Source organism: Sphingomonas flavalba (genome assembly GCF_004796535.1).
Lineage (GTDB): Bacteria > Pseudomonadota > Alphaproteobacteria > Sphingomonadales > Sphingomonadaceae > Sphingomonas_L > Sphingomonas_L flavalba.
In genome coordinates this window covers 180,169-204,220 of sequence record NZ_SPHY01000002.1, presented here as the reverse complement: position 1 = coordinate 204,220, position 24,052 = coordinate 180,169, and the positions used below count along the sequence as shown (strand labels likewise).

The window sequence follows — 24,052 nt, the reverse complement described above, 5'->3', positions numbered from 1 at the left end:
GGCAGCGGCTACGCCTGGTCGAGGAAAGCGGCGACGTCGGCCAGATCGACGGTCTTGTCGACATAGGTGCGCCCGATACCGCGGGTGAGGAGGAAGGGCAGGCGGCCGCCGCTCATCTTCTTGTCGTGCGCCATATGGGCGACGAGCGCCGCGCCGTTGGCCGAGATACCGGCGGCGGCCAGCGTCGTCGGCAGACCGGCGGCGGCAAGATGGGCGGCGACGCGCTTAGCTTCCTGCCCCGCGCACAGCCCGCGTTCGGCGGAGAAGGCGAAGGCGAGGGCGATACCGGCGGCGACCGCCTCACCATGCAGCAGCCGATCGGAGAAGCCGGTTTCCGCTTCGAGCGCATGGCCGAAGGTATGGCCGAGGTTGAGCAAAGCACGCCGGTCAAGCGTCTCGCGTTCGTCAGCGGCGACGATCGCCGCCTTGGCGGCGATGCTGCGCCCGATCGCTTCTGCGCGGGCGGTGGAATCGCCGGCGAGCAGCGCGGCGGCGTTGGCTTCACACCACTCGAAGAAGGGGAAATCGTCGATCAGCCCGTATTTGACCACTTCCGCATAACCAGCGCGCAGTTCACGCGGCGGCAGCGTGTCGAGCACCGTCGGGTCGATCAGCACGAAGGATGGCTGGTGGAAGCTGCCGACCAGATTCTTGCCGGCAACGGTGTTGATCGCGGTCTTGCCGCCGACTGAACTGTCGACCTGGGCGAGCAGACTGGTCGGTATCTGGATGAAGTTGCAACCGCGCTTCAGGATCGATGCGGCGAAGCCGACAAGGTCACCGATCACCCCACCGCCGAGCGCGATGACATGGTCGCCGCGTTCGAGGCCGAGGGCGAGCAACTGGTCGAGCAGGCTTTCCAGCCCGGCCCAGCTCTTGGTGCCTTCGCCGGCGGGCAGGATGACGGGGCGGATGTCGAGCGCGGCGGCGAGGCGCGGCAACTGGCGCGCGGCAACATGCTCGTCGGTGACGACGACTGCCGGCCCGTGCAGCCAGGGGCCGAGATGGTCGGCCGCGTTGTCGAGCGCGCCGTCCTCGATCAGCACGTCGTAGCTGCGCGCCCCTAGCGCGACCGGGATGCTGATCATGCCTTCAAAGCCTCGATGATCGCGTTGACGGTGGTTTCGTGCGGCGCCGGGTTGCTCCGCACATGGATGGGGGCCAGCGCATAGACCGGGTTGCGCTCCGCCGCCAGCGCCGCCAGCTTGCTGCCCGGGTTACCGCCGCGCAGCAGCGGCCGGGTGCCGGCGCGGCGCGATACCCGATCCGCCAAAACGTTGACGTCGGCGTCCAGCCAGACCGCGATCGCGTGACCGAGGATCAGCGCGCGGGTTTCTTCGTTCATGAATGCGCCGCCGCCGGTTGCCACCACCTTCGGCCGGCCGTCGATCAGCCGGGCGATCACCCGCCGTTCGCCATCGCGGAAATGCGCCTCGCCATAGCGGTCGAACATCTCGGCGATGGTCATGCCGGCGGCGCGCTCGATCTCGTGGTCGGCATCGATGAACGGCAAGCGCAGCCGGTAGGCAAGGCGCCTGCCCACCGTCGACTTGCCGACGCCCATCAGGCCGACCAGCACGATCGGCAGGGTCGGGCGGGGATCAGGGGAGGGTGTGGGCCGGTTCATGTGGGCCGGGGCTATACAGAATGGTCCGCCATCGGGCAAAAGGCCAACGAGCCGCAGCAGTCCAGCGGCGAAGCAAGAAGGTTTGCGTCAGGTCATGTCCCGTTACGCCCTTACCCTCCTCATCCTCCTCGCCGTTGTCGGCGCGACGATGTTCGCCCTGTCGCGAGTCGATAGCGAGAAGCCGTTGACCCGGGTTGAGAAGCCGGTGGCCAATGACAAGCTGGCGCGCTAGCCGCGTCGCGGCAGCATTGCTGGCGACGGTCGGCCTGGCCGCACTGGCGCTCCCCGCACTCGGCCAGAAGGCGCCCGAATCGATTCTGCCGTCCGGGTTCGGCGACCCGCTTCCCGCCCCGACGCCGGCCCCTGCACCGGCCGGCGCGCCGACCCCGGCCGCGCCGCCGCCCGCCGATCTGCTGCCGCCGTCGGTGCAGCAGGCGGCCGCTGCGGACGCGCTGGCCAACGCCACCGACCCGCTGGCGGAAGAGGGTGAAGCCAATACCGCGATCGCCTACGACATGCCGCCGGAGGCGCAGCGCAACCCAGCCTTCGTTGGGCCGCTCGGCCGCGCGGACGGCGGTTTCGGCCCAAACGCCTGGGGGCGGGCGGACGGGGTGTTTCTATCACGGCTGATGCGCGGCACCCGCGCGCCGGTCGCGTCGCGCTGGGCGTCGATCACCCTGCGGCGGGCGCTGCTGAGCCGAACCCCGGCGCCGATCGGCGTCGACGGCGCCGACTGGGTGGCGGAGCGCGCCTGGCTGCTGCTGCGCATGGGCGAGGCGGACCCGGCACGGATGCTGGTCGCCGGGATCGATTCCGGCAAATACACGCCGAAACTCTACGAAATCGCGATGCAGGCGGCGCTCGCCAATGCCGACCCGGCGGCGCTCTGCCCGGTGGTCGAGCCGGGTTCCGCCTATGGCAAGACGGTGTCCTGGGACCTGACGCGGGCGATGTGCGCCGCGTTGCAGGCGGAGCCGGGGCCGGCGGGCGCGATCATCGACGCGACGCGACGCAGCGGCCGGGCGCGGGGTATCGACCTGCTGCTGGCCGAGAAGGTCGTCGGCGCCGGGGTCAACGGCCGGCGCGCGGTCAACATCCAGTGGGACGGCGTCAACCAACTGACTGCCTGGCGGTTCGGCCTCGCCGGGGCGACCGGGGTGGCAGTGCCGGAGCCGCTGATCGCCAGCGTCGGCCCGCACGTCCGCGCCTGGCAGGCCCGATTGCCGATGCTGGAACCGGCGGCGCGGGTCGGCTCGGCTTCCTGGGCGGCGACGCTCGGCGTGTTTTCCGCCGCTGCCTATGCCGACCTGTATGGCGCGGTGCTGGACAGCGGCGATGTCGGCTCCGCGCCGGTCGCGGTGGCCGAGGCGCTGAGCCGCGCTGCCGCCGCCGATGAGGCATCGGCGCGGATGACGGCGCTGCGCGGCCTGTGGGACGAGGCGGGTGACCCGCGCGAGCGCTTCGCCCGGCTGATCCTGACCGCGCGCGCGGCGGCGTTCATCGCGCCCGACCGGGCGTTCGAGGACGATGCCGGGCGGCTGATCGCATCGATGCTGACCGCCGGATATGACAGCACCGCCGCGCGCTGGGGCGAGATCGCCAGCCGCACCGGCGGCGATGCCTGGGCATTGCTGGCCGTCGGCGCGCCGAGCGCGGCGGTGCCGGTGACGGCGGCGCGGGTGCGCGACTATGCCGGGACGCTGCGTGGCGCGGAGACCGCCAAGGCGCGATTCCTGATCGCCGCGCTGGCCGGGCTGGGTCGCCTGCCCGCCGCCGATGCCGAGGCGCTGGCGCGCGATTTCGACGTGCCGGTCGGCCGTCAGGACAATTGGACCCGCGCGATCGACCGGGCGGCGCGGGCGCGCCAGCCGGGGACCGTGGCGCTGCTCGCCGCCGTCGGCATGCAGACGCGCGAATGGCGCGCGGTGCCGCCAGCTTATCTCTACCACATCGTCGCGGCGCTGAACGCGGTCGGACGGGCGCCGGAAGCGCGGATGATCGCGGCCGAGGCGATCACCCGCGCATGAGCGACGACCGCCGGCTGATCGAGCGATTCCTCGAAATGCTGGCGGCGGAGGCGGGAGCGGCGCGCAACACCATCATCGCCTATGGCACCGACCTGCACGGCGCGTCTGCGCTGCTTGGCGGACGGCTGACGGTGGCTGGCGAGGCAGAGCTGGCGAAGCTTGGCGCGGCCTGGCTGCCGCTGGCGCGGACTACGGTGGCGCGCAAGGCGGCGGCGCTGCGGCGATTCTACGCCTTCCTGGCCGACGAAGGGCTGCGGGCGGACGACCCCGGCAAGGCGCTGCCCCGCCCGGCGCAGGCGCGGCCGCTGCCGAAGATATTGAGCCATGCTGATGTCGACCGGCTGTTCGCGGCGGTGGATGCGCGCGTCGCCGTCGCGGTGCCACGCCCGCTCGACCTGCGGCTGTCGGCGCTGATCGAGCTGCTTTACGGGTCCGGGCTGCGCGCGACCGAGCTAGTGTCGCTGCCGCGCGCCGCGATTGCCGGGGACCGGCCGTTCCTGATCCTGAAGGGGAAGGGCGGGCGCGAGCGGCTGGTGCCGATTTCCGACAAGGCGCGCGCCGCCGTCGCCCGCTGGCGCGCGCATGTGCCGGACGCCAGCGCCTGGCTGTTCCCGTCCGGCGAAAAGCATCTCAGCCGGATCAGACTCTATCAGCTGCTGAAGGCGCTGGCGGCGGAGGCCGGGGTGCCGCCCGATCGGGTTGGCCCGCATGTGCTGCGCCACGCCTTCGCCACCCACCTGCTGGAAGGCGGGGCGGACTTGCGCGCCTTGCAGGCGATGCTGGGCCATGCCGACATCGCGACGACGCAGATCTACACCCATGTCGACGCGCGGCGGCTGGTCGAGCTGGTCAACAGCCGCCATCCCCTCGTTGACGCCGCCCGGCGCCGCGCCTAACCCCCCTAACCCTGATGAGAACCTATCTGGATTTCGAGAAGCCGGTCGCCGAGCTTCAGGCGCGGATCGCCGAGCTGCGCGAGACCGCGAACGGCAGCACCATCGACATCGAGCCGGAAGTCGCCAAGCTCCAGGCCAAGTCGGACAGGATGCTGCGCGACGCCTATGCTAAGCTGACGCCCTGGCAGAAGACGCAAGTCGCCCGCCACCCGCAGCGCCCGCATTTCAAGGATTACGTCGCCGGGCTGGTCGAGGATTTCATGCCGCTGGCCGGCGACCGCGCGTTCGGCGACGATCAAGCGATCCTCGGCGGGCTGGGGCGGCTCGGCGGACGGCGGGTGCTGGTCATCGGCCATGAGAAAGGCGACGATACCGCCAGCCGGCTGAAGCACAATTTCGGCATGGGCAAGCCGGAGGGCTATCGCAAGGCGATTCGGCTGATGCAGCTTGCCGACCGGTTCGGCCTGCCGGTCGTCAGCCTGGTCGACACGTCTGGCGCCTTTCCCGGCGTGCAGGCCGAGGAGCGGGGCCAGGCCGAGGCCATCGCCCGGTCGACAGAGGCGTGCCTGGCGCTCGGCGTACCGATGGTCGCCGCGATCGTCGGCGAAGGCGGGTCCGGCGGGGCGGTCGGCATCGCCGCCGCCAACCGGGTGCTGATGTTCGAACACGCCGTCTATTCGGTGATCTCGCCGGAAGGCTGCGCGTCGATCCTGTGGCGGACGGCGGACAAGGCGCCCGACGCGGCCGAGGCAATGAAGGTGACGGCGGCTGACCTGATGCGGCTGAAGGTTATCGACCAGATCGTGCCGGAGCCGATCGGCGGCGCGCACCGCGACCCGGCGGCGGCGATCGCGGCGCTGGGCGAGGCGATCGGCGGCGCACTCGATTCGCTGGCCGGGCTGAGCGCGGGGCAATTGCGCGCCGACCGCCGCCGCAAATTCCTGGCTATGGGGGAATTGTAAGGCTGCCCGCCCCGCGCGGCGGCGCGGGACGGGCAGTTCAAAACGGTGGTCAGGCCGGCGACGGCAGCAGGCGACGGGCGCCGGCGATGCGGAGCATCGCGCGCTGCAGCTTCTCGAAGGCGCGGACCTCGATCTGGCGGACGCGTTCGCGCGAGACGCCGTAGACCTGGCTCAGCTCCTCCAGTGTCTTTGGCTCGTCGGCGAGGCGACGTTCCGAGAGAATGTGCTTCTCGCGGTCGTTCAGGTCGTCCATCGCCTCCATCAGCAAGGCGTGGCGCACGTCACGCTCTTCCGCCTCGGCGATGCGTTCGTCCTGCAACGGTCCTTCATCGGCTAGCCAGTCCTGCCATTGGCCGTCGCCGTCCTCGCGCATCGGCACGTTGAGTGACGTGTCGCCGCCCATCGCCATGCGCCGGTTCATCGACGTCACTTCATCCTCGGTCACGCCGAGGTCGTCGGCAATCTTCTTCAGATTCTCCGGGCTGAGGTCGCCGTCCTCGAACGCATTGAGGCGGTTCTTCATCCGCCGCAGGTTGAAGAACAGCTTCTTCTGCGCCGCGGTGGTGCCCATCTTCACCAGGCTCCACGACCGCAGGATGAATTCCTGGATCGAGGCGCGAATCCACCACATCGCATAGGTGGCAAGGCGGAAGCCGCGGTCCGGCTCGAATTTCTTCACGCCCTGCATCAGGCCGATATTGCCTTCGGAAATCAGTTCCGACACCGGCAGGCCGTAGCCGCGATAGCCCATCGCGATCTTCGCGACGAGGCGCAGGTGGCTGGTGACCAACTGGGCCGCCGCCTCCGGATCCTGATGCTCCTGGAAACGCTTTGCGAGCATATATTCCTGCTCGGGCGCCAGGATCGGGAATTTCTTGATCTCGGCGAGATAGCGATTGAGGCTCGCCTCGCCGCCCAGCGCGGGGATAGTCGCCGGGACATTGCTGCCTTTTGCCATGATCGTCGGTTATCTCCCTGACCGGGGCGAGGGGAGCCCCGGTTCTTTCCATAGTCTATACGACAAGTGCCCTGAACAGTTCCTGCATGTCGCCAGGTAATTCGCTATCAAAGGTCAAAGTTTCGCTACTGACCGGGTGAACGAAGCCAAGCCTTGCGGCATGCAAGGCCTGCCGGGCGAAGCCAAGCTGTTTCAGCACCGGGCGGTGCGTGGTGCCCGCCCGGCCATAGACCGGATCGCCGAGCAGCGGATGGCCGATCGACGCCATATGGACCCGCACCTGATGGGTGCGGCCGGTTTCCAGCCGGCATTCCACCATCGCTGCCTGTCTTAGCGGCTGAATGAGGCGATAATGCGTCACGGCCCGCTTGCCGCGATCCGCGCGGACCACCGCCATCTTCTTGCGGTCGTGCGGGCTGCGGGCAAGCGGGGCGTCGACCGCGCCGGATGTCGGGTTGGGCAGTCCGGCGACGATCGCCTTGTAGCGGCGCTCGATGCTGTGGGCGGCGAACTGCTTCGCCAGCCCTTCGTGGGCGCGATCGGTCTTGGCGGCGACGATCAGGCCCGACGTGCCCTTGTCGATCCGGTGAACGATGCCGGGCCGGGCGACGCCGCCAATGCCGGACAGATTCCCCGCGCAGTGGTGAAGCAGCGCGTTGACCAGCGTGCCGTCGAGATTGCCGGCCGCCGGGTGGACGACCAGCCCGGCGGGCTTGTCGACGACGATCAGATGGTCGTCCTCATAGGCGACAGTAAGCGCGATCGCCTGCGGCTCGTTATGGGCGGGCGTGGGGAGCGGCACGTCGACCAAAAAACTCTGCCCGCCGAGCGCCTTGGCCGCGGGATCTCTGACGATGTCCGAATCGCCTCGCGTGACCTGGCCGGACGCGATCAGCACCTTCAGCCGCTCGCGCGACAGGGTGGGGAGCGCATGGGCAAGCGCGCGGTCCAGCCGCCATCCGTCGGCATCGTGCGCGATCACCGCTTTCAGCGTGGAAACCCCCGGAACCATCGTCCATGTAGGTGGGCATGGCGGTGACGATTTCAAGCGCTGTTCTGGCCGACATCCTCGCGCGGGCGGCGGCCTCGCCGGAGCGCGAGGTCTGCGGCATTCTGCTGGGCGCGGGCGGCATATCCTCCCATGTCCCGGCCGCCAATGTCGCCGCCGATCCGCGCGACAGCTTCGAGATCGATCCAACGGCGCTGTTCGCTGCGATCCGCGTCGAGCGGGCCGGTGGGCCGCCAATCGCCGGCTATTACCATTCGCACCCGTCGGGAAGGGCGGAACCGTCGGCGCGAGACCAGGCGGAGGCGGCCGGTGACGGCCGGTTATGGCTGATCGTCGGTACCGGAGAAGCCCGGCTGTGGCGAGCAGAGGCCGACGGCTTCGTGGCAGTGGCGCTGGCCATCGTATAACAACAGGTGGCGATCTGTCCGGGGCGTCGTGGGCGCGGCAGATGGCTGCCGCGGTGGCGCTGGCCGCCCGATTGGCACGGTTCAAGCTGCCCAAGACGGTGCTGTTCGTCGACGCCCTGCCGCGCAACAGCATGGGAAAGGTGCGGAAGGGCGTGCTTCGCGCCGATTGGCTGGCGCCGAAAGGCTGAGCGCCGCCGCCTTGCATGTCGCGCTCGTATTCGTCAGAAGAGCGGCCAACGAGCGGGATTATCGGGATCAGAATGAACATCAACCCAGTCGATTTCGCCGGCCTGCTGTGTTCGCGCCTGTGCCATGACCTGCTGAGCCCGGTCGGCGCGCTCAACAACGGCATCGAACTGCTCGCCGACGAGCATGACCCGGAAATGCGGGCACGCTGCCTGGACCTGCTGGGCGAAAGCGCGCGCGCGTCGGCCAACAAGCTGAAATTCTTTCGCCTCGCCTTCGGCGCTGCCGGCGGCTTTGGTGAAATGGTTGACACGCGCGAGGCGCGGACCGCGATCGAGGGGCTGTTCGGCAAGGAGGGGCGGGTCGAGATCGGCTGGATGGTTGGCGAGCCGACGCTGAGCAAGACCGCGATCAAGATCCTGCTCAACCTGGCGCTGATCGGCGGCGATGCGCTGGTCCGCGGCGGGCGGCTGGATGTCGGCGCGGAGAACAGCCCTGACGGTACCGAGATCGTCGTGCGCGCGGAAGGGCCGCGCCTGGTTCTGGACCCGGAATTGCGCACCGCCCTGCAGGGCGATGTCGACGAGAACGCGCTGACCCCGCGCGCCGCCGCCGCCTGGCTGGTCCACAGGCTGGCGACCGCCAGCGGCGGCCATGTCCAGGTATCGGACGCGGCCGAGCCGGTATTGCTGTTCGGCGCGCTACTGCGCGCCGGAGCGCCGGTGGCCGGGTAAACTTCGCCTTAACCGGTTGTGACAGACAACGGGCCGTTCTTCCTGGACGGACCGCATGGACGACCTTCTCGTTGAATTCATTGCCGAGACCCGCGAAACGCTGGAAGCGCTGTCGGGAGAGATCGTGGCATGGGAAGCCGAGCCGGGCGACCGGGCGCGGCTGGATTCGATCTTCCGCTTCGTCCACACGGTGAAGGGCAGTTGCGGCTTCCTCGACCTGCCGCGTTTCGCGCGGCTCAGCCATGCGGCGGAAGATGCGCTCGCCACCGTCCGGTCCGGCAGCCGGGTTGCCGACGCGGCGCTGGTCAGCGCGGTGCTGGGGATCATCGACCGGATCGGCGAACTGGTCGAGGCGCTCGACAGCGGCGAAGCAGAGCCGGACGGCGACGACGCGGTGCTGATCGCCGCGCTTGACGGCATGGCGGCGCGGGCCGCGCTCGCGCCCACCCCGATCGCCGCCGCCGTGCCCCATGCGCCTGCCCGCAGCATCCGCGTGCCGCTCGACCTGCTCGACCGGATGATGAGCGGCGTGTCCGACATGGTGCTTGCGCGCAACGAACTGGCGCGCCGGCTGCGCGAAGTGGATGGCGGTCCGGCGCTGGAAGGGGCGTTCGAGCGGCTGTCCGGCTGCGTGGCCGAGATGCGGGATTCGATTACCCGCACCCGCATGCAGCGGATCGACCGGCTGTTCTCCGCGCTGCCGCGCATGGTGCGCGACACCGCCGCCGAACTGGGCAAGGCGGTCGACCTCAGGATCGAAGGCAGCGACGTCGAGCTGGACCGCGAGATGATCGAGCTGATCCGCGATCCGCTGACCCATATCGTCCGCAACGCGATCGACCACGGCATCGAGGCGCCGGAGCGCCGCCGCACCGCCGGCAAGCCGGTGACCGGGCGACTGACGGTCACCGCCCGCCAGTCCGGCAACCAGATCGTCATCGAGGTGGCCGACGATGGGCGCGGCATCGACGAGGTGCGGCTCGCCGCGCGGGCAATCGCGCTCGGCGTGGTTACAGCGGAGGCGGTTGAAGCGATGGCACCGGCGCAGCGCTGCGCGCTGGTGTTCACCGCCGGCCTGTCTACCGCCGAGACGGTAACCGAGATTTCCGGCCGGGGTGTCGGCATGGACGTCGTCCGCGCCAATATCGAGCGGATCGGCGGGGTGATCGAGCTGGACAATCACCCGGGGCACGGCCTGAAGCTGACCATCCACGTACCGCTGACTCTGACGATCATCGCGGCGCTGACGGTGACGGCGGGCGGCCAGACCTTCGCCATTCCCCGCTCGGCGATCGAGGAAATCGTCCACGACAGCAACGAGACGATCCGCATCGACCGGATCGGCAGCGCGGCGGTGGCAACGATCCGCGGTCGCGCCCTGCCGCTGGTCAACCTGGAGGATGTGCTGTGCCTGGACGGGCCGGTCGCGTCGCGTGGCCGCACGCTGGTCGTGCTGTGCGGGGTCAGCGGCAGAACCTATGCGCTAGGCGTGGCGGCGGTCCACGACCATGAGGAACTGGTGATCAAGCCGGCGTCGCCACCGGTGGCGGCGACCGGTGTCTATGCCGGAAAATCATTGCCCGACAATGGCGTGCCGATGCTGCTGCTCGATGTCGGCGGCATCGCCGCCGCCGCCGGCGTTGCAGCGGAAGAGGGCGCCGTCCAGACGGCAGAGCAGCCGGTCGCCGTGGCGGACGCGACCGAAACCGTGCCGACCCTGCTGTTCATCGGTACCGACGGGGCGCGACGCGGTATCCGGCTCGCGGTAGTCGAGCGGGTCGAGGATGTCGCCGGCGAGCATGTGCGTTTTTCTGCCGGGCGGATGCGGGTTGCGCTGGACGGGCGGCTGCTGCCGCTTGCCGGGCTGGACACGCTGCCGGACGAGCCGTGGCTCAAGCTGCTGCGGCTGAACGACGGGTCCGCCGAACTGGCCTACGCGATTGGCGACGTGCTCGACATCGTCGCGCTGCCGGCACGGGTCGAGGCAGCAGCGAGTGCCGGGCCGGTCGCCGGAGCGGCGCTGGTCGACGGCGAACCGGTCGAGTTGCTCGATCCGCACTGGCTGTTCGCCGGGATCGACGGCGGGGAAAAGGCGGCAGGGGCGGCGCCGCTCTGCGTGCTCGCCGATGCCGACAACCCATGGATGCGAGAGATATTGCGTCCGCTGGTCGAGGCGGCCGGTTATCGCGTCGCGCTGGCCGGCGATGCAGACGCTGCCAGCGCCGACGTGGTGATCGCCGAGGCGGAAGGACCGGCGCCAACCGGCCAGTCGGCGCCGATCGTCCGGCTGCGCGCCAGCCCGGCCATCGCCGGGGCGGGGGACGACAGCATCTACCGGTACGATCGCCCGGGGCTGCTCGCGGCGCTCCAGACCAGTATTTCGGCCGCACGGAGGGCGTGATGGACAAGCTTTTCCTGCTCTGCACCATTGCCGGACAGCCGGTCGCGATCCGCGCCGCCCAGGTCGATTCGGTCGTCGATATCGGGGCGATCGCGCCGGTACCGCTGGCGCCGGCGCATGTCGTCGGGCTGGCGGCGCTGCGCAGCCGGCTGCTGACCGTCATCTGCTGCAACCGCGCGCTCGGCCTGCCGGCACCGGCCAAGCCGTCGTCGCGCGCCGTCGTCGTCACCGTGGACGGCCATCCCTACGGCTTGCTGGTCGGCGCAATCGACGACGCGCGGGTGATCGAGCAGGAGCCGGTGCCGATCCGCGCCCGGCTCGAGGCCGGCTGGGCACGGGTGGCGACCGGTATGGTGGATTTCGAAGGCGAGGCGCTGTTGCTCGTCGATCCGGAGCGGCTGATCGCCGGCCCGGAGGAGCATGCGCTTGCCCAGGCGTCTTAACGTCACGCTTACACAAGCCGTTTAAATGGAAGGCACAAAGAAGACGGGGCGCAGGCTGATACCATGAAGACATGTCTGGTTGTCGATGATTCGAAGGTGATCCGGAAGGTCGCCCGCCACATCCTCGAAACGCTGTCCTTCGAGGTTGCCGAGGCGGAAGACGGGCAGCAGGCGCTGATCCATTGCGAGGCGACGCCGCCGGACGTCGTGCTGCTCGACTGGAACATGCCGGTGATGAGCGGCATGGAGTTCCTGCAGGCGCTGGGCCGGAGCAACGTCATCGCACGCCGACCCAAGGTCGTCTTCTGCACCACCGAAAACGGCATCGCCCATATCAAGGCCGCGATCGAGGCCGGTGCAGACGAATATGTGATGAAGCCGTTCGACCGCGACACGCTGGCCAGCAAGCTGCAGATCGTCGGCCTGGCCTGAGCCGGACATGGCGCTTGCAGCAGCACCAGGCGCCGGAACCCCCGGTTTGCGCGGCCAACGGCCGATCCGCCTGCTGATCGTCGACGATTCGGCGGTGGCCCGCGCGGTGTTCAGCCGGATGATCGCGGCACGCCCGGAATTCGAGATCGTCGCCACCGTGTCGAGCGCCGACGCCGCGCTCGCCTATCTGTCCGGCGCCTGGGTCGACATCATCCTGCTCGACATCGAGATGCCAGGCATGGACGGGCTGACCGCACTTCCCGCCGTGCTCGCCGCCAGCAACGGCGCGCGCGTGCTGATCGTTTCGTCGTCGGCCGAGGAAGGCGCGGTGGCGACGATGCGAGCGCTGACCCTGGGCGCCGCCGATACACTGGCCAAGCCCGGCGCCGGGTCGTTCGGCGGGCGCTTCGCCGAGGTGCTGGCGGAACGGTTGATCCGCATCGGTCACGCGAAGCCACCGGCGCGGACCGGCCACGGGCTGACCGACGGGGTGGCGGAAGTGCCGCTGGCCATGCGGCCGCTGTCGCGCGGGCCGATCGCCTGCGTCGCGATCGGGGCATCGACCGGCGGGTTGCACGCTCTGTCGGACCTGCTGCGGGCGCTGCCGGCGGATTTCGACGCGCCGATCCTGATCACCCAGCATCTGCCGCCGGTGTTCATGAGCTTCTTCGCCGCCCAGATCGAGGAGATCGCCGGACGGCCCGCCGCCGTCGCCGCCGAGGGGCGGCGCTTGCGCCGGGGCGAAATCCTCGTCGCGCCGGGCGAAGGCCATCTGGGGGTCCGGCTAACATCCGGCCGGGCTGCCGCGCATATCGTCGATGGTGCTGCCGACAGCGGTTGCATGCCGTCGGTCGACCCGATGTTCGAATCGGTCGCAGCCGCCTACGGCCCCGCCGCCGTCGGCATCGTGCTGTCCGGCATGGGCCGCGACGGGGTCATCGGCGGCCGCGCTCTGGCCGATGCCGGCGCCGACCTGCTGGTCCAGAACCGCGATACCGCCGTCGTCTGGGGTATGCCGGGCGCCGCCGCCGGGGCGGGGCTGGCGTGCGCGATCCTGCCGCCGGCGCAGATTGCCGATACGCTGGCCCGGCGCGCCCGGGCGGCGGCGGGCGCCGCATGAGCGCGGACCCGGCCACGCTGCGTTTCCTCGCCAACCTGCTGGAGCAGCATAGCGGGCAGCAGATGGCCGAAAGCCGGCTGTGGCGCGTGGAGACGGCGTTGAAGCCACTGCTGCGGGACCGCGGCCTTGCCAGCCTGGCCGAACTGGTAACGGCGCTGATCGGCCGCAGGGATGAGCGGCTGGCCGGGCTGGTCGTCGAGGCACTGCTGAACAACGAGACGTCCTTCTTCCGCGACCGCGCCGTGTTCGAACTGCTGGCTACAGACGGGCTGGAGCGAATGCGGGCGCGGCGGGCGGACGAACGACGGCTGACGATCTGGTGCGCGGGCTGCTCGACCGGACAGGAAGCCTATTCGCTGGCTATCCAGTTCGCCGAGGCGCGGGCCCGCTGGGACGGGTGGCGGATCGACCTGCTGGCGACCGACATCTCGCGCGCCGCGATCACCCAGGCCCGCGATGGCCTTTTCAGCCAGTTCGAGATCCAGCGCGGCCTGCCGGTCGGCCAAATGCTGCGCTGGTTCGAGCAGGACGGGGCACATTGGCGGGTCAGGCGCGAACTGGCCGGGCGCATCCGCTTTCGCCAGCACAACCTGCTCGACCCGACGCCGTTCGCCGGCAAGGCGGACGTCATCCTGTGCCGCAATCTGCTACTCTATTTTGCTGCGGAACGGCGGCGCGCGGCATTCGGCCGGCTGCATGCCGCCATTACGTGCGACGGCCTGCTGATGCTGGGCGCCGGCGAAACGGTGGTCGGCCAGACCGACGCGTTCGTTTCTGACCCGGAAATCAGGGGGTTGTATCGCCCATCCACCCTCCAGGTGGCGACCCGTGCGGCTTGACTGGCGCAGGAAAGACTTGACGCGGCACCCGTTTGTGCGGCGGGTGCCCCGGGGGTGAAAACAGACGAAGGGGAACAGGGGGCGTGGTTGACGTGATCGAGACGCCGTCACCGAATTTCGACGATCGCACGCTGCCTGTTTCGATGATCGTGCTGCACTATACCGGTATGGTCGATGCCGCCTCGGCGATCGCGCGGCTGTGCGATCCGGCGGCAAAGGTGTCTGCACATTATCTCGTAACCGAGGATGGACAGGTGCTGCGTATGGTCGCCGAGGATAAGCGCGCCTGGCACGCCGGCGCGTCGCATTGGCGTGGCCTGTCCAACATCAACAGCGCATCCGTCGGCATCGAGCTGGTCAACCCCGGTCACGAATTCGGCTATCGTCCGTTTCCCGACGAGCAGATCGACGCGCTGATCCCGCTGGTCGCCGAGATCAAGGACCGGCACGCGATCACGCGCGGCAATATCGTCGGCCATTCCGATATCGCGCCGACGCGCAAGCAGGATCCCGGCGAGCTGTTCCCATGGGCGCGGCTGGCGAAGCTGCGGCTGGCGCTGCCGAGGCCGACAAAGAACTTGATGGACCCGAACTGGACGGAGGCCGGCTTCCTGCTGGCGCTGGAGCGGTTCGGCTATGACGTGACCGACAAGCTGGCAGCGGTGGTGGCATTTCAGCGGCGTTTCCGCCCCGAGCTTATCGACGGCGAGATCGACGGCGAATGCCGCGCCATCCTGCTCGCCTTGCTGCTTCCCAAGCCGCGCGGCGACGACTAGAAGGGCTGGGCCAGAGGGTCGGGCGACCGCCGGCGTGCTTCTTGTGCGCGGGAGGAAAGTCCGGGCTCCACGGAATGACGGTGCCGGGTAACGCCCGGCGGGGGCGACCCCAGGGACAGTGCCACAGAGAGCAGGTCGCGACGGCTTCGGCCACGCGAAGGTGAAAGGGTGCGGTAAGAGCGCACCGCGGACCCGGCAACGGGAACGGCAGGGCAAACCCCACCGGGAGCAAGACCGAATAGGGATGGCATATGGGCCTGTTCCGGCCCGCCGTCCGGGTTGGTTGCTGGAGGCCGGCAGCAATGCCGGTCCTAGAGGAATGGTCGCCTATCCCCGCAAGGGGTGGACAGAACCCGGCTTACAGACCCTCTGGCCTATCCATCCCCACCGACCCGCCGCAGCAAGTCGGCGGCGAAGGCGGACAGCGTGTCGTCGCGCGCGCCCATCACCACGATGCGGTCGCCGGGGCGGGCACGGGCGACGAGGCGGTCGCCGCAGGCGGCGCGGCTTGGATGGTATTCGGCGGCGCGGCCGCCGGCGGCGACGGCGGCGACGATCGCTCCGCTGCCGACATCGCGGCTGACGGTGCCGCCGAAATAGACTGGGTCGCACAGCAGCAGCACGTCGTCGCCACCCATATGGCCGACAAAGGTGTCGACCAGCGCGTCGCCCATCAGGCGAAGCGGCCCGTAACCGTGCGGCTGGAAAAACAGCAGCAGCCGGCCGGGAAAAGCGTGGAGCGCCGACAGGGTGGCGGCGATCTTGTCGGGATTATGCCCGAAATCGTCGATGACGGTGACGCCGCCCATGGTGCCGACGATGTCCATCCGACGGCTGAGGCCGGTGAAGCCGGCGATCGCCCCGGCGGCGTCGGCCAGCGGGATGCCAGCGGCGACGGCGGCGCCAAGCGCGCTAAGGCCGTTCTGGGCGTTGTGGCGGCCGGGCACGGCAAGGCGGACGGCGGCGCTGGCGCCGGTCTCCCGGTCGGTGACGGTGAAGCTGACGGCGGTCGGCTCCTCGACCAGCGCGCTGCCCGCTAGGCGGGCGGCGGGGGCGTTGAAGCCGACGCCTATCAGCGCATCGGCGTGAATCTCCGCGGCAACCACTGAGGCTTCCGCATCGTCGAGATTGACGACCGCCCGGCCGGCCCGGCGAGTGAAATTGCCGAACAGCACGTGCAGTTCATCAAGCGATTTATGATCGAGCGAGATGTTGTTCAGCACCGCGATCGCCGGGTTGTAGAGGGCGATCGAGCCATCGCTTTCGTCGACCTCGCTAATGAAGGCGTCGCCGTCGCCGACAAGGGCGCTGGCGAAGGGCGCGTCGGCGGTGACGAAATTCTTCATCACCGCGCCATTCATCACCGTCGGCCGCCGACCGAGGGCGTGGAAGATCCAACCGATCATCCCGGTCGTCGTCGACTTGCCGCTGGTACCGCCGACGGCGATGCCCTGCGGGCTGGCATTGAACAGCTCGGACAGCAGGGCGGCGCGGGACAGGCGCGGGCAGCCGAGCGCGACGGCGCGAGCAATATCGGGCACCGTATCCTCGACCGCGGCCGAGGCGACGACGATCTGCCCGGCGTCGGTGACGCCGCTGCCGTCCTGCGGGAACAGGCCGATGCCCTGGGCGCGGAGAAAGTCGAATTTCGGCGCGGTGCGGCCCTGGTCGAGCGCCCGGTCCGAACCGCAGACCCGGTGGCCGGCCGCCTTGAGGATCAGTGCCAGGGGCAGCATACCGCTGCCGCCGATACCGCAGAAAAAGTAGGATTTGTGCGCGCTCATCGCCGCGCTATCACGGATTTCGCGGAAGCAGACAAGCACGGGAGCGGCGATGCGGATCGGAATTGTGGCACCCAGTTGCCCGATCACACCGGAACTGGCGAGGCGGCTCCATCAACTGGCCGGCGGCAGGGCGGAATTGCGCATTCACCCGCAATGCTACCTGACCCACGGCCATTTCGCTGGGCCGGATGCGGCGCGGGCCGACGCGCTGGTCGAATATGCCAACGATCCGGATCTGGACGCGGTTTGGTTCGCACGCGGCGGCTATGGCGCCTGCCGGATCGTCGAGGCGGTGCTGCCCCGCCTGTCCGGCGCCGCCGGCGACAAGCAATGGATGGGCTATAGCGACGCCGGCACCCTGCTCGGCGCGCTCTATGCAGAAGGGTATAGGCGGGTCGCCCACGGGCCGATGCCGGCGGACCTGAACCGGCGGGGCGGCGACGCGGCGGTCAACCGCGCGCTCGACTGGCTGGTCGACGGTCGCGAGAGCGCGTGCGAAGCGTCTCCGGGCCGTAAGGCGGCGTTTAACATCACGATCCTCGCTCATCTGATCGGCCTGCCCTGGCAGCCGGACCTGAACGGTCATGTCCTGATGCTGGAGGAGGTGAGCGAATATCATTACCGGATCGATCGGGCGCTGGCGCAGATCACTGCCCACCCCGGCATCCGCCGCGTCGCCGGAATCCGGCTCGGCCGGTGCAGCCAGATTCCAGAGAACGACGTCGATTTCGGCATGGACGAAGTGGCGATCGCCGAGCATTGGTGTCGCATCTCCGGCATCCCATTCCTCGGGCGCGCCGATATCGGCCATGACAGCGCCAACAAGGTAGTGCCGTTCGGGCGATAGCCGGGAGTTGGCACAGCCCTTGGCTTGCGCGACGCGGCGTGGCACCTATTTGCGGGTCATGGCCCGTTCTCCACGCTCAACCCGATCCCTCGACTGGGGCTTCCCCCGTTGGCGCGCCTATGGCTCCGAACGCGAAGCAGCGACAGTGCGGCTATGCGACAGGGTCGGTTGCGACGAACCGGGCGACCGGCCGGCCCCCAAGGCGCCGAACAGCCGCGAACGCTGGTATTTCTGCGAGCGCCACGCTGCAGAGTACAATGCCGGCTGGGATTATTTCCAGGGCCTGAGTGCAGAGGAAGCGGCAGCGCGCGAGGCCGACGAGCGGCGCGACGCTGGCGGATACCGGCAGAGCGCACATCACGGTTGGGCCGGGCCGGGCGACGGCAGCCGGTCCCGCGACGAGATGCGCGCGCTCGACACGCTTGATCTGGAGGTGGATGCCGATTTCGAGGCGGTGAAAGCCGCCTGGCGGCGGCTGGCCAAGGAGAATCACCCCGATATCCGTCCCGGCGATGCCGAGGCGGCGGTGCGGTTTCAGGCGATCCAGGCGGCCTACGAAGTGTTGCGTCGGGCAGAAGAGCGCCGACCGGCGTGAAGACAGCGGTCCGTTCCGACTGGCAGGGCGCGCTGCTGGTCTGTCGAAAATGCTCGAAGCGGCTGGGCGGCGGCTTCGGCCCGCGCGGCAAGACGCGGCTCGCCAAGGCGTTGCGTAAAGCCATCGGCGGCGAGGGGCGCAAGGCCAGGCTGGGCGTGGTCGAGGTCGGCTGCCTTGACGTTTGCCCGAAGGACGCGGTGACGGTGATCGACACGCGCCGGCCGGGCGAATGGCTGCTGATCGGGCCTGGCGCGGATATCGCCGCGCTTGTCGCCGAACCGGGCGATCAGAGGTAGCGCTTCGCCGTCGCCTGGATCAGCGTGATCATGTTGGGAATGCCCTGCGTCCGGTTCGAGCTGAGCTGGTTGCGCAGGTCGAACGGCGCGAGTTCGGCGGCGATGTCGGTCGCAGCGATCTTCACCGGCGTGCGGTCCTGCACGGTCAGCAGGACGAGGGCGATGATGCCCTTGGTGATCGCCGCGTTGCTGTCCGCCAGGAAATGCAGCCGCCCGTCGGCAAGGCGGGTCGGATAGACCCACACCGCCGCCGAGCAGCCGCGCACCAGCGTCGCGTCGGTCTTCAGCGGGTCCGGCATTGGCTCCAGCGCGCGGCCGAGGTCGATAAGCTGGCGGTAACGGTCGTCCGGTTCGAGCAGTTCGTAGTCGGCGAGCACATCGGGCAGGGTAGTCATGCCGGCGCGTTTAGCGCTGGCCGGCGGCGCCGTCACCCCCGGCGATGGCGATGTCAGCGCTCCTTCGCACCCTTGCCGGCAATGATTTTGTCGCGAAACCGGGCAATCCGCTTCACGCGAGTTTCCACTTGCTTTGCGGCGTTGAGGGCGATGGCGTAGCTCCGCCGGCGCCCAACCGTCAGGGCGTAGAATGCTTCCGCCAGTTCAGGGTCGGCATCCAAGGCGTCCGACAATTCGCGCGGCAGATCGGGCTCGCTGTCGTCCTTGGGCGGCTTCACGCCTTTTTCGGCGTAATCCATCGCCTCGCTCAGATAGGAGCGGATGACCGGCTCCATCCGCTCGACGGCGTCGTCGGACGTGAAGCGGATCATGTCGGCGTGCCGGGTATTCGGCCCCTGGCGTTCGAGTACACCTTGCGGGTCCTTCAACAGGGCCGCATTCATGAAGCTCAGGCGGAAGTCATTACGCAGGGCGCCGATGATGGCGATATTGCGGTTCGCGTGCCGGTAGCACGGGTGCGCCCACTTCACCGTTTCGTCCAGCCCCGTGCTTCGACAAATCTCCCGCAACATCTTCAAGCCCGCGTTCCATCGCCGCGTCGAACAATCGGGGGTGTCGAACAGCTCGCACCGCCCGCAGCCCCGGGTGAAATAATCCTCGATATCGGTGATCATCATCTTGGTTTATCTCGCGCCGGACAGCCGATATTATCAAGCGTTCGTCGTCGGCTATGCGCTTTTCCGGCGCGGGTAGTCAGAGGTCGACGCCGGCGGCGATCGCCTCCAGCTTGCGGATGCGTTCCTTCAGGTCGGCGATCTCGATGCGCGATCCGGCGGTCGGCGGGGCGGCGGCATCGTTGCGATGCTGGATCTCCATCCGCTTCAGCTCAAGCCAGCCGCGCCAGCCGCGCAGGGCGGCGACGGCGACCAGCGCCAACGCGGCAAGGCTGCTGGCGGCGATGGTGGCAATGATCACGGGGTCGTTCATCTTGGCGTCCCTTTCTCGTGATGCGGGGCTGCGGGTTCAGGCCTTGTCGCGCAGGCGTTCGATCTCGCGCTCCAGGCTGCTGCTGTCGTCGGTCGCCAGCCGTTCCAGCACGGCGACCCGCTCCTTCAACGCGCGAATCTCGTCGCGCATCCGGCCGGCCTCCACGTCCGGCACGGCCATCTCCTGCCGGCCGCCGCGCGCTCGGCTGATGCCGTATCTGGCGCGCAACACGCTGGCGACGGCGGTGATCGCGACGATCAGCACGACCATTTCAAACGGATTCATGGTTCTTCTCCCTGTCGGTTCGCGGATCAGTTGGCGATGCCGCGCAACGCCTCGATCTCATGCTCAAGGCTGTGGGCGCTATCGGTGACGATCTGCTCGACATTGGCGAGCCGATCCTTGATCGCGCCCAACTCGGCGCGGAGTTGGGCATTCTCCTGGGTCAGCAGGCGCACGCGCTCGACCGTCTCGTCATTCTTGCGCGGATAGACCGCCTTGCCCCAGCTGTTTTCCAGCGGATAGCCGTTGCGGACCCGCAGCCAGGTGGTGAATACCCAGCCGGCGATCGCGGCCATCGCGATCAGCATGCCGCCGCCGATAATCCAGGGCAGGTTTGGGATAACGGTCGTGGCAGCGAGATTGTGATCCATGATTCCGTCCTGTTCTTGCTGGCCGCCGCCCGGCCGCGGCGATCCGGTTTCGACGAACGGCCGCGCCGGTTCGATCAGCGCAGGCTGTCGATCTCGTCGGCGAGCCGGCTGTTGCGGCTGGTGTAGAACAGCTCCATGTCGGCCAGCCGCCGGTCGATGTCGCGGAAGCGGGCGCGAACGTCGCGGGTGGAGCGGGCCGGCGAGGTGCGGACGCCCTGCCAGAACTTCTCGTCCTCCGCCGTGCTGTAGAGACCGAGCGGCTTCGGCGTGCCCATCCATGCGGCGAGCCAGTAGGCGAGCAGCGTCCACGGGAAACCGCCCATCAGGGTCAGCAGCACGGTGCCGATACGCACCCACATCACGTCTATGCCGGTATAGTCGGCGATCCCGGCGCACACGCCCAGCCATTTGGCGTTCTGCTTGTCGAGATAGAATTTGGTGCGGCTGGCGCTCATCACAGGTCTCCCCTGATCTTGGTTTCGAGATAATCCGGCGCGGGCCGGCGGAGGTCGATGCCGGGATTGTCGGCGGCGACGATCCGCTCGATCGAGTTCATCCGCTCATCGAGCCGGCGGGCCATTTCGTGCAGTTCGTCGAGCAACTGCTCGTCCTCGCGGGTGATGCCGCCGGCTTTTTTCCACTGCGTCACGTAGTGGAGGATCAGCCAGGGCATCGCCACGAACAGGAAGCCGCAGACGAAGATCGGGACGAGGATATCCTCCATCGGATCAGCCCTCCTGCGGCTGGCCGGCGGCCTTGGCCTTCAGCGCGGCCAGCTCTGCCTCGACCTTGTCGTTGGAGCGCAGCTCGGAGATTTCCTCCTCCAGGCTCTTCGGCGCGGCGCCGAAACCGGCAGCATCGGCGCGCCCCTCGGCCAGGTCGGCGCGGCGCTCGAGCAGCTCGAAGCGGCTAAACGCCTCGTCGATCTTCGGCCCGGCATAGGCCTCGCGCAGCTTCAGCCGGTTATGGGCGCTTTCCATGCGGGTGACGATCGCGTTCTGGCGGGCGCGCGCCTCGCGCAGCTTGGCCTGAAGCTTAGCGATATCCGCTTCCGACGCGCGCAGCGCATCGTCGAGCACGGTGATCTCCGTCTCCAGCTGCTCCGCCATGTCGCGCGCCTTCTGCTTTTCGACTAGCGCCGCCTTGGCAAGGTCTTCGCGGTCCTTCGACAATGCGAGTTCCGCCTTCTCGGTCCAATTATCCTGGAGCTTCTCCAGCTTGGCGATGTGGCGGCGCATTTCCTTCTGGTCGGCGATCGTTCGCGCGGCGGAGGCGCGGACCTCGACCAGCGTCTCCTCCATTTCGAGGATGATCATGCGGACCATCTTCGCCGGGTCCTCCGCCCGATCGAGCAGATCGGTCACGTTGGCGGCGATGATATCACGGGTGCGCGAGAAGATTCCCATCGGTTGGCTCCTGAAACTGAAACGCGGTTGGGGTTGCGGGGTATCCACCCTGTGCAGGCGGGGTGCCGGAATGAGCGCGCGTGAGGGGGGCATCGTGCTCATCCCGGCGGGGCGTGTCGTCATGCCAATGGCGCGACGACGGGGGACGAATGGGCGGCGGTGACCGCCACCGCGCCGGCGGCACCAGCCGGGCCGACCGCACTCAGCACGCAGGTGGCACTGAACAGGACGGTGCAGAGCAGGACGGATGCGGTCTTGCCGATTTCATAACCCTTGAACATTGTCGGTCTCCCTTATGTGTGGTGCCGCCGGTCGCCCGAACGGTTCGTCCTGTCCTAAGCATCGGCTATGCCAGAATTCGGCATGCTCGGATTTTCGCCATTTTTTGCTTGTGCGCTTCTCCAGCCGGTGAATTTTCGTTGCCAATAGTTGGGAAATATCGCCATATCCCGGCATGGATCGAAACGACGCATTCATCGGTCAGTCGCTGGCTTTCCTCGATTCCGTCGAACGGGCGAGCCGGGCAGCCGCGCTCAACCGGCCGGTGCTGGTGATCGGCGAGCGCGGCACCGGCAAGGAACTGGTTGCTGAGCGGCTCCACCGACTCAGCCCGCGCTGGGACGGGCCGCTGGTGGTGATGAACTGCGCCGCGCTGCCGGAAACGCTGATCGAGGCGGAACTGTTCGGGCACGAGGCCGGCGCATTCACCGGCGCGACGCGGGCGCGGGCCGGCCGGTTCGAGGAAGCGGACGGCGGCACGCTGTTCCTGGACGAACTGGGCACGCTGTCTGCGGCAGCGCAGGAGCGGCTGCTGCGCGCGGTCGAATATGGCGAGGTGACGCGGATCGGGTCGTCGCGGCCCGTGCGGGTCGACGTGCGCATCGTCGCCGCGACCAATGAGAATCTGCCGGCACTGGTCGCCCAGAACCGGTTTCGTGCCGACCTGCTTGATCGGCTATCGTTCGAGGTGGTGACGCTGCCGCCGCTGCGCGCCCGCGAGGGCGACGTACCGGTGCTGGCCGAACATTTCGGGCGGCGGATGGCGGCGGAGCTTGGGTGGTCGCGCTGGCCGGGTTTCTCCGACATGGCGGTGGCGACATTGCAGGCGCATCGCTGGCCCGGCAACGTCCGCGAGTTACGCAACGTCGTCGAGCGTGCCGCCTATCGCTGGGATCACCCGGACCGGGCGATCGACGCGATCCAGTTCGACCCGTTCGACTCGCCGTGGGCGCCGCAGGGTGCCGCCGCCCGTCCGCAAGGCGGCGGCCCGGCGGCTGACAGGGCTGCGCCGGCGGTTGAGGTTACTCTCTCGATCGAGGAGGTCAGCGACTTTCGCGCCGCCTGCGACGCTTATGAGAAGAAAATCTTGAGCGAGGCATTGCAGCGCTGCAGGTACAACCAGCGGCTGACCGCCAAGACGCTGGCGCTAACCTACGACCAGCTGCGGCACGCAATGCGAAAGCACGCGCTGAGCAGCGGCGAACCGGCATCGTAACGCCACCGTACCTGCGACTGGTTCGCAAAGATAGGACGGGACATTTCGCGCCGCGATGCGTTAGCAGCGATGACGAATGCGGACTCGCCCGCCAGCCAGATGACAGGAGATCAGACGATGGCTTTCATTCTTCCCGACCTTCCTTACGCCAAGACCGCTTTCGGCGATGTGATTTCGGAGAAGACCTTCGATTTCCATCACGGCAAGCACCACAAGGCCTATGTCGACAAGACCAACAGCCTGGTCGGCGATGCCGGGCTGGCCGGCGCTTCGCTGTCGGAGGTGATCAAGGCGGCGAAGGACAAGGGCAACAAGGGCCTGTTCAACAATGCGGCGCAGATCTGGAACCACAGCTTCTACTGGCTGGGCCTGAGCCCTGAGAAGAAGACGCCGGGCACTGACCTGCAGAAGAAGATCGACGCGTCGTTCGGCTCGACCGAGAAGCTGTGCGCCGCGCTGAAGGACGAGGCGGTTGGCCATTTCGCCAGCGGCTGGGCCTGGCTGGTGCTTGATGGAGACACGCTGAAGATCACGTCGCTGCACGACGCCGACACGCCGCTGGTCCACGGCCTGACCCCGCTGCTCACCCTCGATGTGTGGGAGCACGCCTATTATCTCGATTACCAGAATGCCCGGCCGGGCTATGTCGACGCGCTGCTCGCCAACGCGATCAACTGGGATTTTGTCGCCGAGAATCTGGATGGCAAGGGCGTCAGCCGCGCCGACCAGCAGGGCTGAGCCAGATCGACGGGCCGGGGAGGGCGGGCGTCCGCCTTC

32 protein-coding genes and 1 other RNA gene are annotated in these 24,052 nt (G+C 68.5%); 19 read left to right on the top strand and 14 right to left on the bottom strand.

The features are described 5' to 3' along the window. Positions 1-8 precede the first annotated feature (8 nt). Positions 9-1,088 carry a 3-dehydroquinate synthase gene (aroB, locus tag E4A53_RS02855; RefSeq protein ID WP_136161607.1) on the bottom strand — a complete coding sequence of 360 codons (1,080 nt, stop codon included), beginning with the start codon at positions 1,086-1,088 and terminating at the stop codon, positions 9-11. Continuing rightward, a complete protein-coding gene (locus E4A53_RS02850) occupies positions 1,085-1,627 on the bottom strand; it encodes a shikimate kinase (RefSeq protein WP_136161606.1) in 543 nt (180 codons plus the stop codon). The genes aroB and E4A53_RS02850 overlap by 4 nt, the downstream gene beginning before the upstream one ends. 94 nt (positions 1,628-1,721) lie before the next feature. Between E4A53_RS02850 and E4A53_RS14595 the strand changes: the two genes are divergently transcribed. From E4A53_RS14595 to E4A53_RS02835, 4 genes are read left to right on the top strand one after another with little or no spacing between them, the layout of a single operon-like run. Then, positions 1,722-1,859, top strand: coding sequence for a hypothetical protein (locus tag E4A53_RS14595; RefSeq protein ID WP_168694298.1), 138 nt, complete (start codon positions 1,722-1,724; stop codon positions 1,857-1,859). Then, positions 1,840-3,654 (top strand): hypothetical protein, encoded by a 1,815-nt coding sequence (locus E4A53_RS02845; protein ID WP_136161605.1) that lies wholly within the window; start codon positions 1,840-1,842, stop codon positions 3,652-3,654. Before E4A53_RS14595 ends, E4A53_RS02845 begins: the two co-directional genes overlap by 20 nt. Continuing rightward, positions 3,651-4,550: a tyrosine-type recombinase/integrase gene (locus E4A53_RS02840; protein WP_136161604.1), complete on the top strand. Its 900-nt coding sequence runs from the start codon at positions 3,651-3,653 to the stop codon at positions 4,548-4,550. The genes E4A53_RS02845 and E4A53_RS02840 overlap by 4 nt, the downstream gene beginning before the upstream one ends. Before the next feature lie 14 nt (positions 4,551-4,564). Then, a complete protein-coding gene (locus tag E4A53_RS02835) occupies positions 4,565-5,512 on the top strand; it encodes an acetyl-CoA carboxylase carboxyltransferase subunit alpha (protein ID WP_136161603.1) in 948 nt (315 codons plus the stop codon). Between the two features lie 49 nt (positions 5,513-5,561). On the opposite strand, the gene rpoH is transcribed toward E4A53_RS02835, so the two are convergent. Continuing rightward, positions 5,562-6,470, bottom strand: a complete 909-nt coding sequence (gene rpoH / locus E4A53_RS02830) for an RNA polymerase sigma factor RpoH (protein WP_136161602.1) — start codon at positions 6,468-6,470, stop codon at positions 5,562-5,564. Between the two features lie 55 nt (positions 6,471-6,525). Further along, a complete protein-coding gene (locus tag E4A53_RS02825; RefSeq protein ID WP_136161601.1) occupies positions 6,526-7,482 on the bottom strand; it encodes an RluA family pseudouridine synthase in 957 nt (318 codons plus the stop codon). A gap of 17 nt (positions 7,483-7,499) precedes the next feature. Between E4A53_RS02825 and E4A53_RS02820 the strand changes: the two genes are divergently transcribed. The 10 genes from E4A53_RS02820 (at position 7,500) to rnpB (ending at position 15,194) form a co-directional block, all read left to right on the top strand. Beyond that, the gene (locus tag E4A53_RS02820; RefSeq protein ID WP_136161600.1) at positions 7,500-7,886 is read left to right on the top strand and encodes a M67 family metallopeptidase; all 387 of its coding nucleotides are present in this window, start codon (positions 7,500-7,502) and stop codon (positions 7,884-7,886) included. Positions 7,887-7,927: 41 nt separating this feature from the next. Next, entirely contained in the window at positions 7,928-8,074 is a 147-nt protein-coding gene (locus E4A53_RS14590; protein ID WP_168694284.1) for a hypothetical protein, read from the top strand. A 72-nt stretch (positions 8,075-8,146) separates the two neighbouring features. After that, on the top strand, positions 8,147-8,806 hold the full coding sequence (locus tag E4A53_RS02815; RefSeq protein WP_136161599.1) for a histidine phosphotransferase family protein: 660 nt from the start codon (positions 8,147-8,149) through the stop codon (positions 8,804-8,806). Between the two features lie 55 nt (positions 8,807-8,861). Next, a complete protein-coding gene (locus E4A53_RS02810) occupies positions 8,862-11,207 on the top strand; it encodes a chemotaxis protein CheA (RefSeq protein WP_136161598.1) in 2,346 nt (781 codons plus the stop codon). Beyond that, positions 11,207-11,650, top strand: coding sequence for a chemotaxis protein CheW (locus E4A53_RS02805; RefSeq protein WP_136161597.1), 444 nt, complete (start codon positions 11,207-11,209; stop codon positions 11,648-11,650). Before E4A53_RS02810 ends, E4A53_RS02805 begins: the two co-directional genes overlap by 1 nt. A 63-nt stretch (positions 11,651-11,713) precedes the next feature. After that, positions 11,714-12,082: a response regulator gene (locus tag E4A53_RS02800; RefSeq protein WP_136161596.1), complete on the top strand. Its 369-nt coding sequence runs from the start codon at positions 11,714-11,716 to the stop codon at positions 12,080-12,082. 46 nt (positions 12,083-12,128) lie between these two features. Next, a complete protein-coding gene (gene cheB / locus E4A53_RS02795; RefSeq protein WP_239018099.1) occupies positions 12,129-13,202 on the top strand; it encodes a chemotaxis-specific protein-glutamate methyltransferase CheB in 1,074 nt (357 codons plus the stop codon). After that, complete coding sequence (locus E4A53_RS02790; RefSeq protein ID WP_136161594.1) at positions 13,199-14,041, top strand: CheR family methyltransferase; 843 nt, start codon at positions 13,199-13,201, stop codon at positions 14,039-14,041. The genes cheB and E4A53_RS02790 overlap by 4 nt, the downstream gene beginning before the upstream one ends. A gap of 143 nt (positions 14,042-14,184) precedes the next feature. Next, the gene (locus E4A53_RS02785; RefSeq protein WP_136161763.1) at positions 14,185-14,817 is read left to right on the top strand and encodes an N-acetylmuramoyl-L-alanine amidase; all 633 of its coding nucleotides are present in this window, start codon (positions 14,185-14,187) and stop codon (positions 14,815-14,817) included. Positions 14,818-14,827: 10 nt separating this feature from the next. After that, an RNA gene (rnpB, locus tag E4A53_RS02780) (RNase P RNA component class A) lies at positions 14,828-15,194 on the top strand. On the opposite strand, the gene E4A53_RS02775 is transcribed toward rnpB, so the two are convergent. After that, positions 15,192-16,601: a glutamate ligase domain-containing protein gene (locus tag E4A53_RS02775; protein ID WP_136161593.1), complete on the bottom strand. Its 1,410-nt coding sequence runs from the start codon at positions 16,599-16,601 to the stop codon at positions 15,192-15,194. The genes rnpB and E4A53_RS02775 overlap by 3 nt on opposite strands. A 49-nt stretch (positions 16,602-16,650) precedes the next feature. On the opposite strand from E4A53_RS02775, the gene E4A53_RS02770 reads away from it, so the two are divergent. From E4A53_RS02770 to E4A53_RS02760, 3 genes are read left to right on the top strand one after another with little or no spacing between them, the layout of a single operon-like run. Continuing rightward, positions 16,651-17,448: an LD-carboxypeptidase gene (locus E4A53_RS02770; protein ID WP_136161592.1), complete on the top strand. Its 798-nt coding sequence runs from the start codon at positions 16,651-16,653 to the stop codon at positions 17,446-17,448. A gap of 58 nt (positions 17,449-17,506) precedes the next feature. After that, positions 17,507-18,043, top strand: a complete 537-nt coding sequence (locus tag E4A53_RS02765; RefSeq protein ID WP_136161591.1) for a J domain-containing protein — start codon at positions 17,507-17,509, stop codon at positions 18,041-18,043. After that, positions 18,040-18,339: a hypothetical protein gene (locus E4A53_RS02760; RefSeq protein WP_136161590.1), complete on the top strand. Its 300-nt coding sequence runs from the start codon at positions 18,040-18,042 to the stop codon at positions 18,337-18,339. The genes E4A53_RS02765 and E4A53_RS02760 overlap by 4 nt, the downstream gene beginning before the upstream one ends. Here the strand turns inward: E4A53_RS02760 and E4A53_RS02755 are convergent. The 9 genes from E4A53_RS02755 to E4A53_RS14585 form a co-directional block, all read right to left on the bottom strand. Then, positions 18,330-18,734 (bottom strand): SufE family protein, encoded by a 405-nt coding sequence (locus E4A53_RS02755; RefSeq protein WP_136161589.1) that lies wholly within the window; start codon positions 18,732-18,734, stop codon positions 18,330-18,332. The genes E4A53_RS02760 and E4A53_RS02755 overlap by 10 nt on opposite strands. 53 nt (positions 18,735-18,787) lie before the next feature. Next, entirely contained in the window at positions 18,788-19,411 is a 624-nt protein-coding gene (locus tag E4A53_RS02750) for a YdeI/OmpD-associated family protein (RefSeq protein ID WP_239018098.1), read from the bottom strand. 76 nt (positions 19,412-19,487) lie between these two features. Further along, positions 19,488-19,721, bottom strand: coding sequence for a hypothetical protein (locus E4A53_RS02745; RefSeq protein ID WP_136161588.1), 234 nt, complete (start codon positions 19,719-19,721; stop codon positions 19,488-19,490). Between the two features lie 36 nt (positions 19,722-19,757). Beyond that, complete coding sequence (locus E4A53_RS02740; protein WP_136161587.1) at positions 19,758-20,006, bottom strand: hypothetical protein; 249 nt, start codon at positions 20,004-20,006, stop codon at positions 19,758-19,760. A 26-nt stretch (positions 20,007-20,032) separates the two neighbouring features. After that, entirely contained in the window at positions 20,033-20,374 is a 342-nt protein-coding gene (locus tag E4A53_RS02735) for a hypothetical protein (RefSeq protein ID WP_136161586.1), read from the bottom strand. Between the two features lie 74 nt (positions 20,375-20,448). Further along, a complete protein-coding gene (gene pspC, locus E4A53_RS02730) occupies positions 20,449-20,829 on the bottom strand; it encodes an envelope stress response membrane protein PspC (RefSeq protein WP_136161585.1) in 381 nt (126 codons plus the stop codon). Then, the gene (pspB, locus tag E4A53_RS02725) at positions 20,829-21,098 is read right to left on the bottom strand and encodes an envelope stress response membrane protein PspB (protein WP_136161584.1); all 270 of its coding nucleotides are present in this window, start codon (positions 21,096-21,098) and stop codon (positions 20,829-20,831) included. The genes pspC and pspB overlap by 1 nt, the downstream gene beginning before the upstream one ends. 4 nt (positions 21,099-21,102) lie before the next feature. Then, complete coding sequence (gene pspA / locus E4A53_RS02720; RefSeq protein WP_136161583.1) at positions 21,103-21,780, bottom strand: phage shock protein PspA; 678 nt, start codon at positions 21,778-21,780, stop codon at positions 21,103-21,105. A 119-nt stretch (positions 21,781-21,899) separates the two neighbouring features. After that, positions 21,900-22,061 carry a hypothetical protein gene (locus E4A53_RS14585; protein ID WP_168694297.1) on the bottom strand — a complete coding sequence of 54 codons (162 nt, stop codon included), beginning with the start codon at positions 22,059-22,061 and terminating at the stop codon, positions 21,900-21,902. A 173-nt stretch (positions 22,062-22,234) separates the two neighbouring features. On the opposite strand from E4A53_RS14585, the gene pspF reads away from it, so the two are divergent. Then, entirely contained in the window at positions 22,235-23,275 is a 1,041-nt protein-coding gene (gene pspF, locus E4A53_RS02715) for a phage shock protein operon transcriptional activator (RefSeq protein WP_136161582.1), read from the top strand. A 117-nt stretch (positions 23,276-23,392) separates the two neighbouring features. Then, positions 23,393-24,013, top strand: coding sequence for a superoxide dismutase (locus E4A53_RS02710; RefSeq protein ID WP_136161581.1), 621 nt, complete (start codon positions 23,393-23,395; stop codon positions 24,011-24,013). The last annotated feature ends 39 nt before the right edge of the window (positions 24,014-24,052 follow it).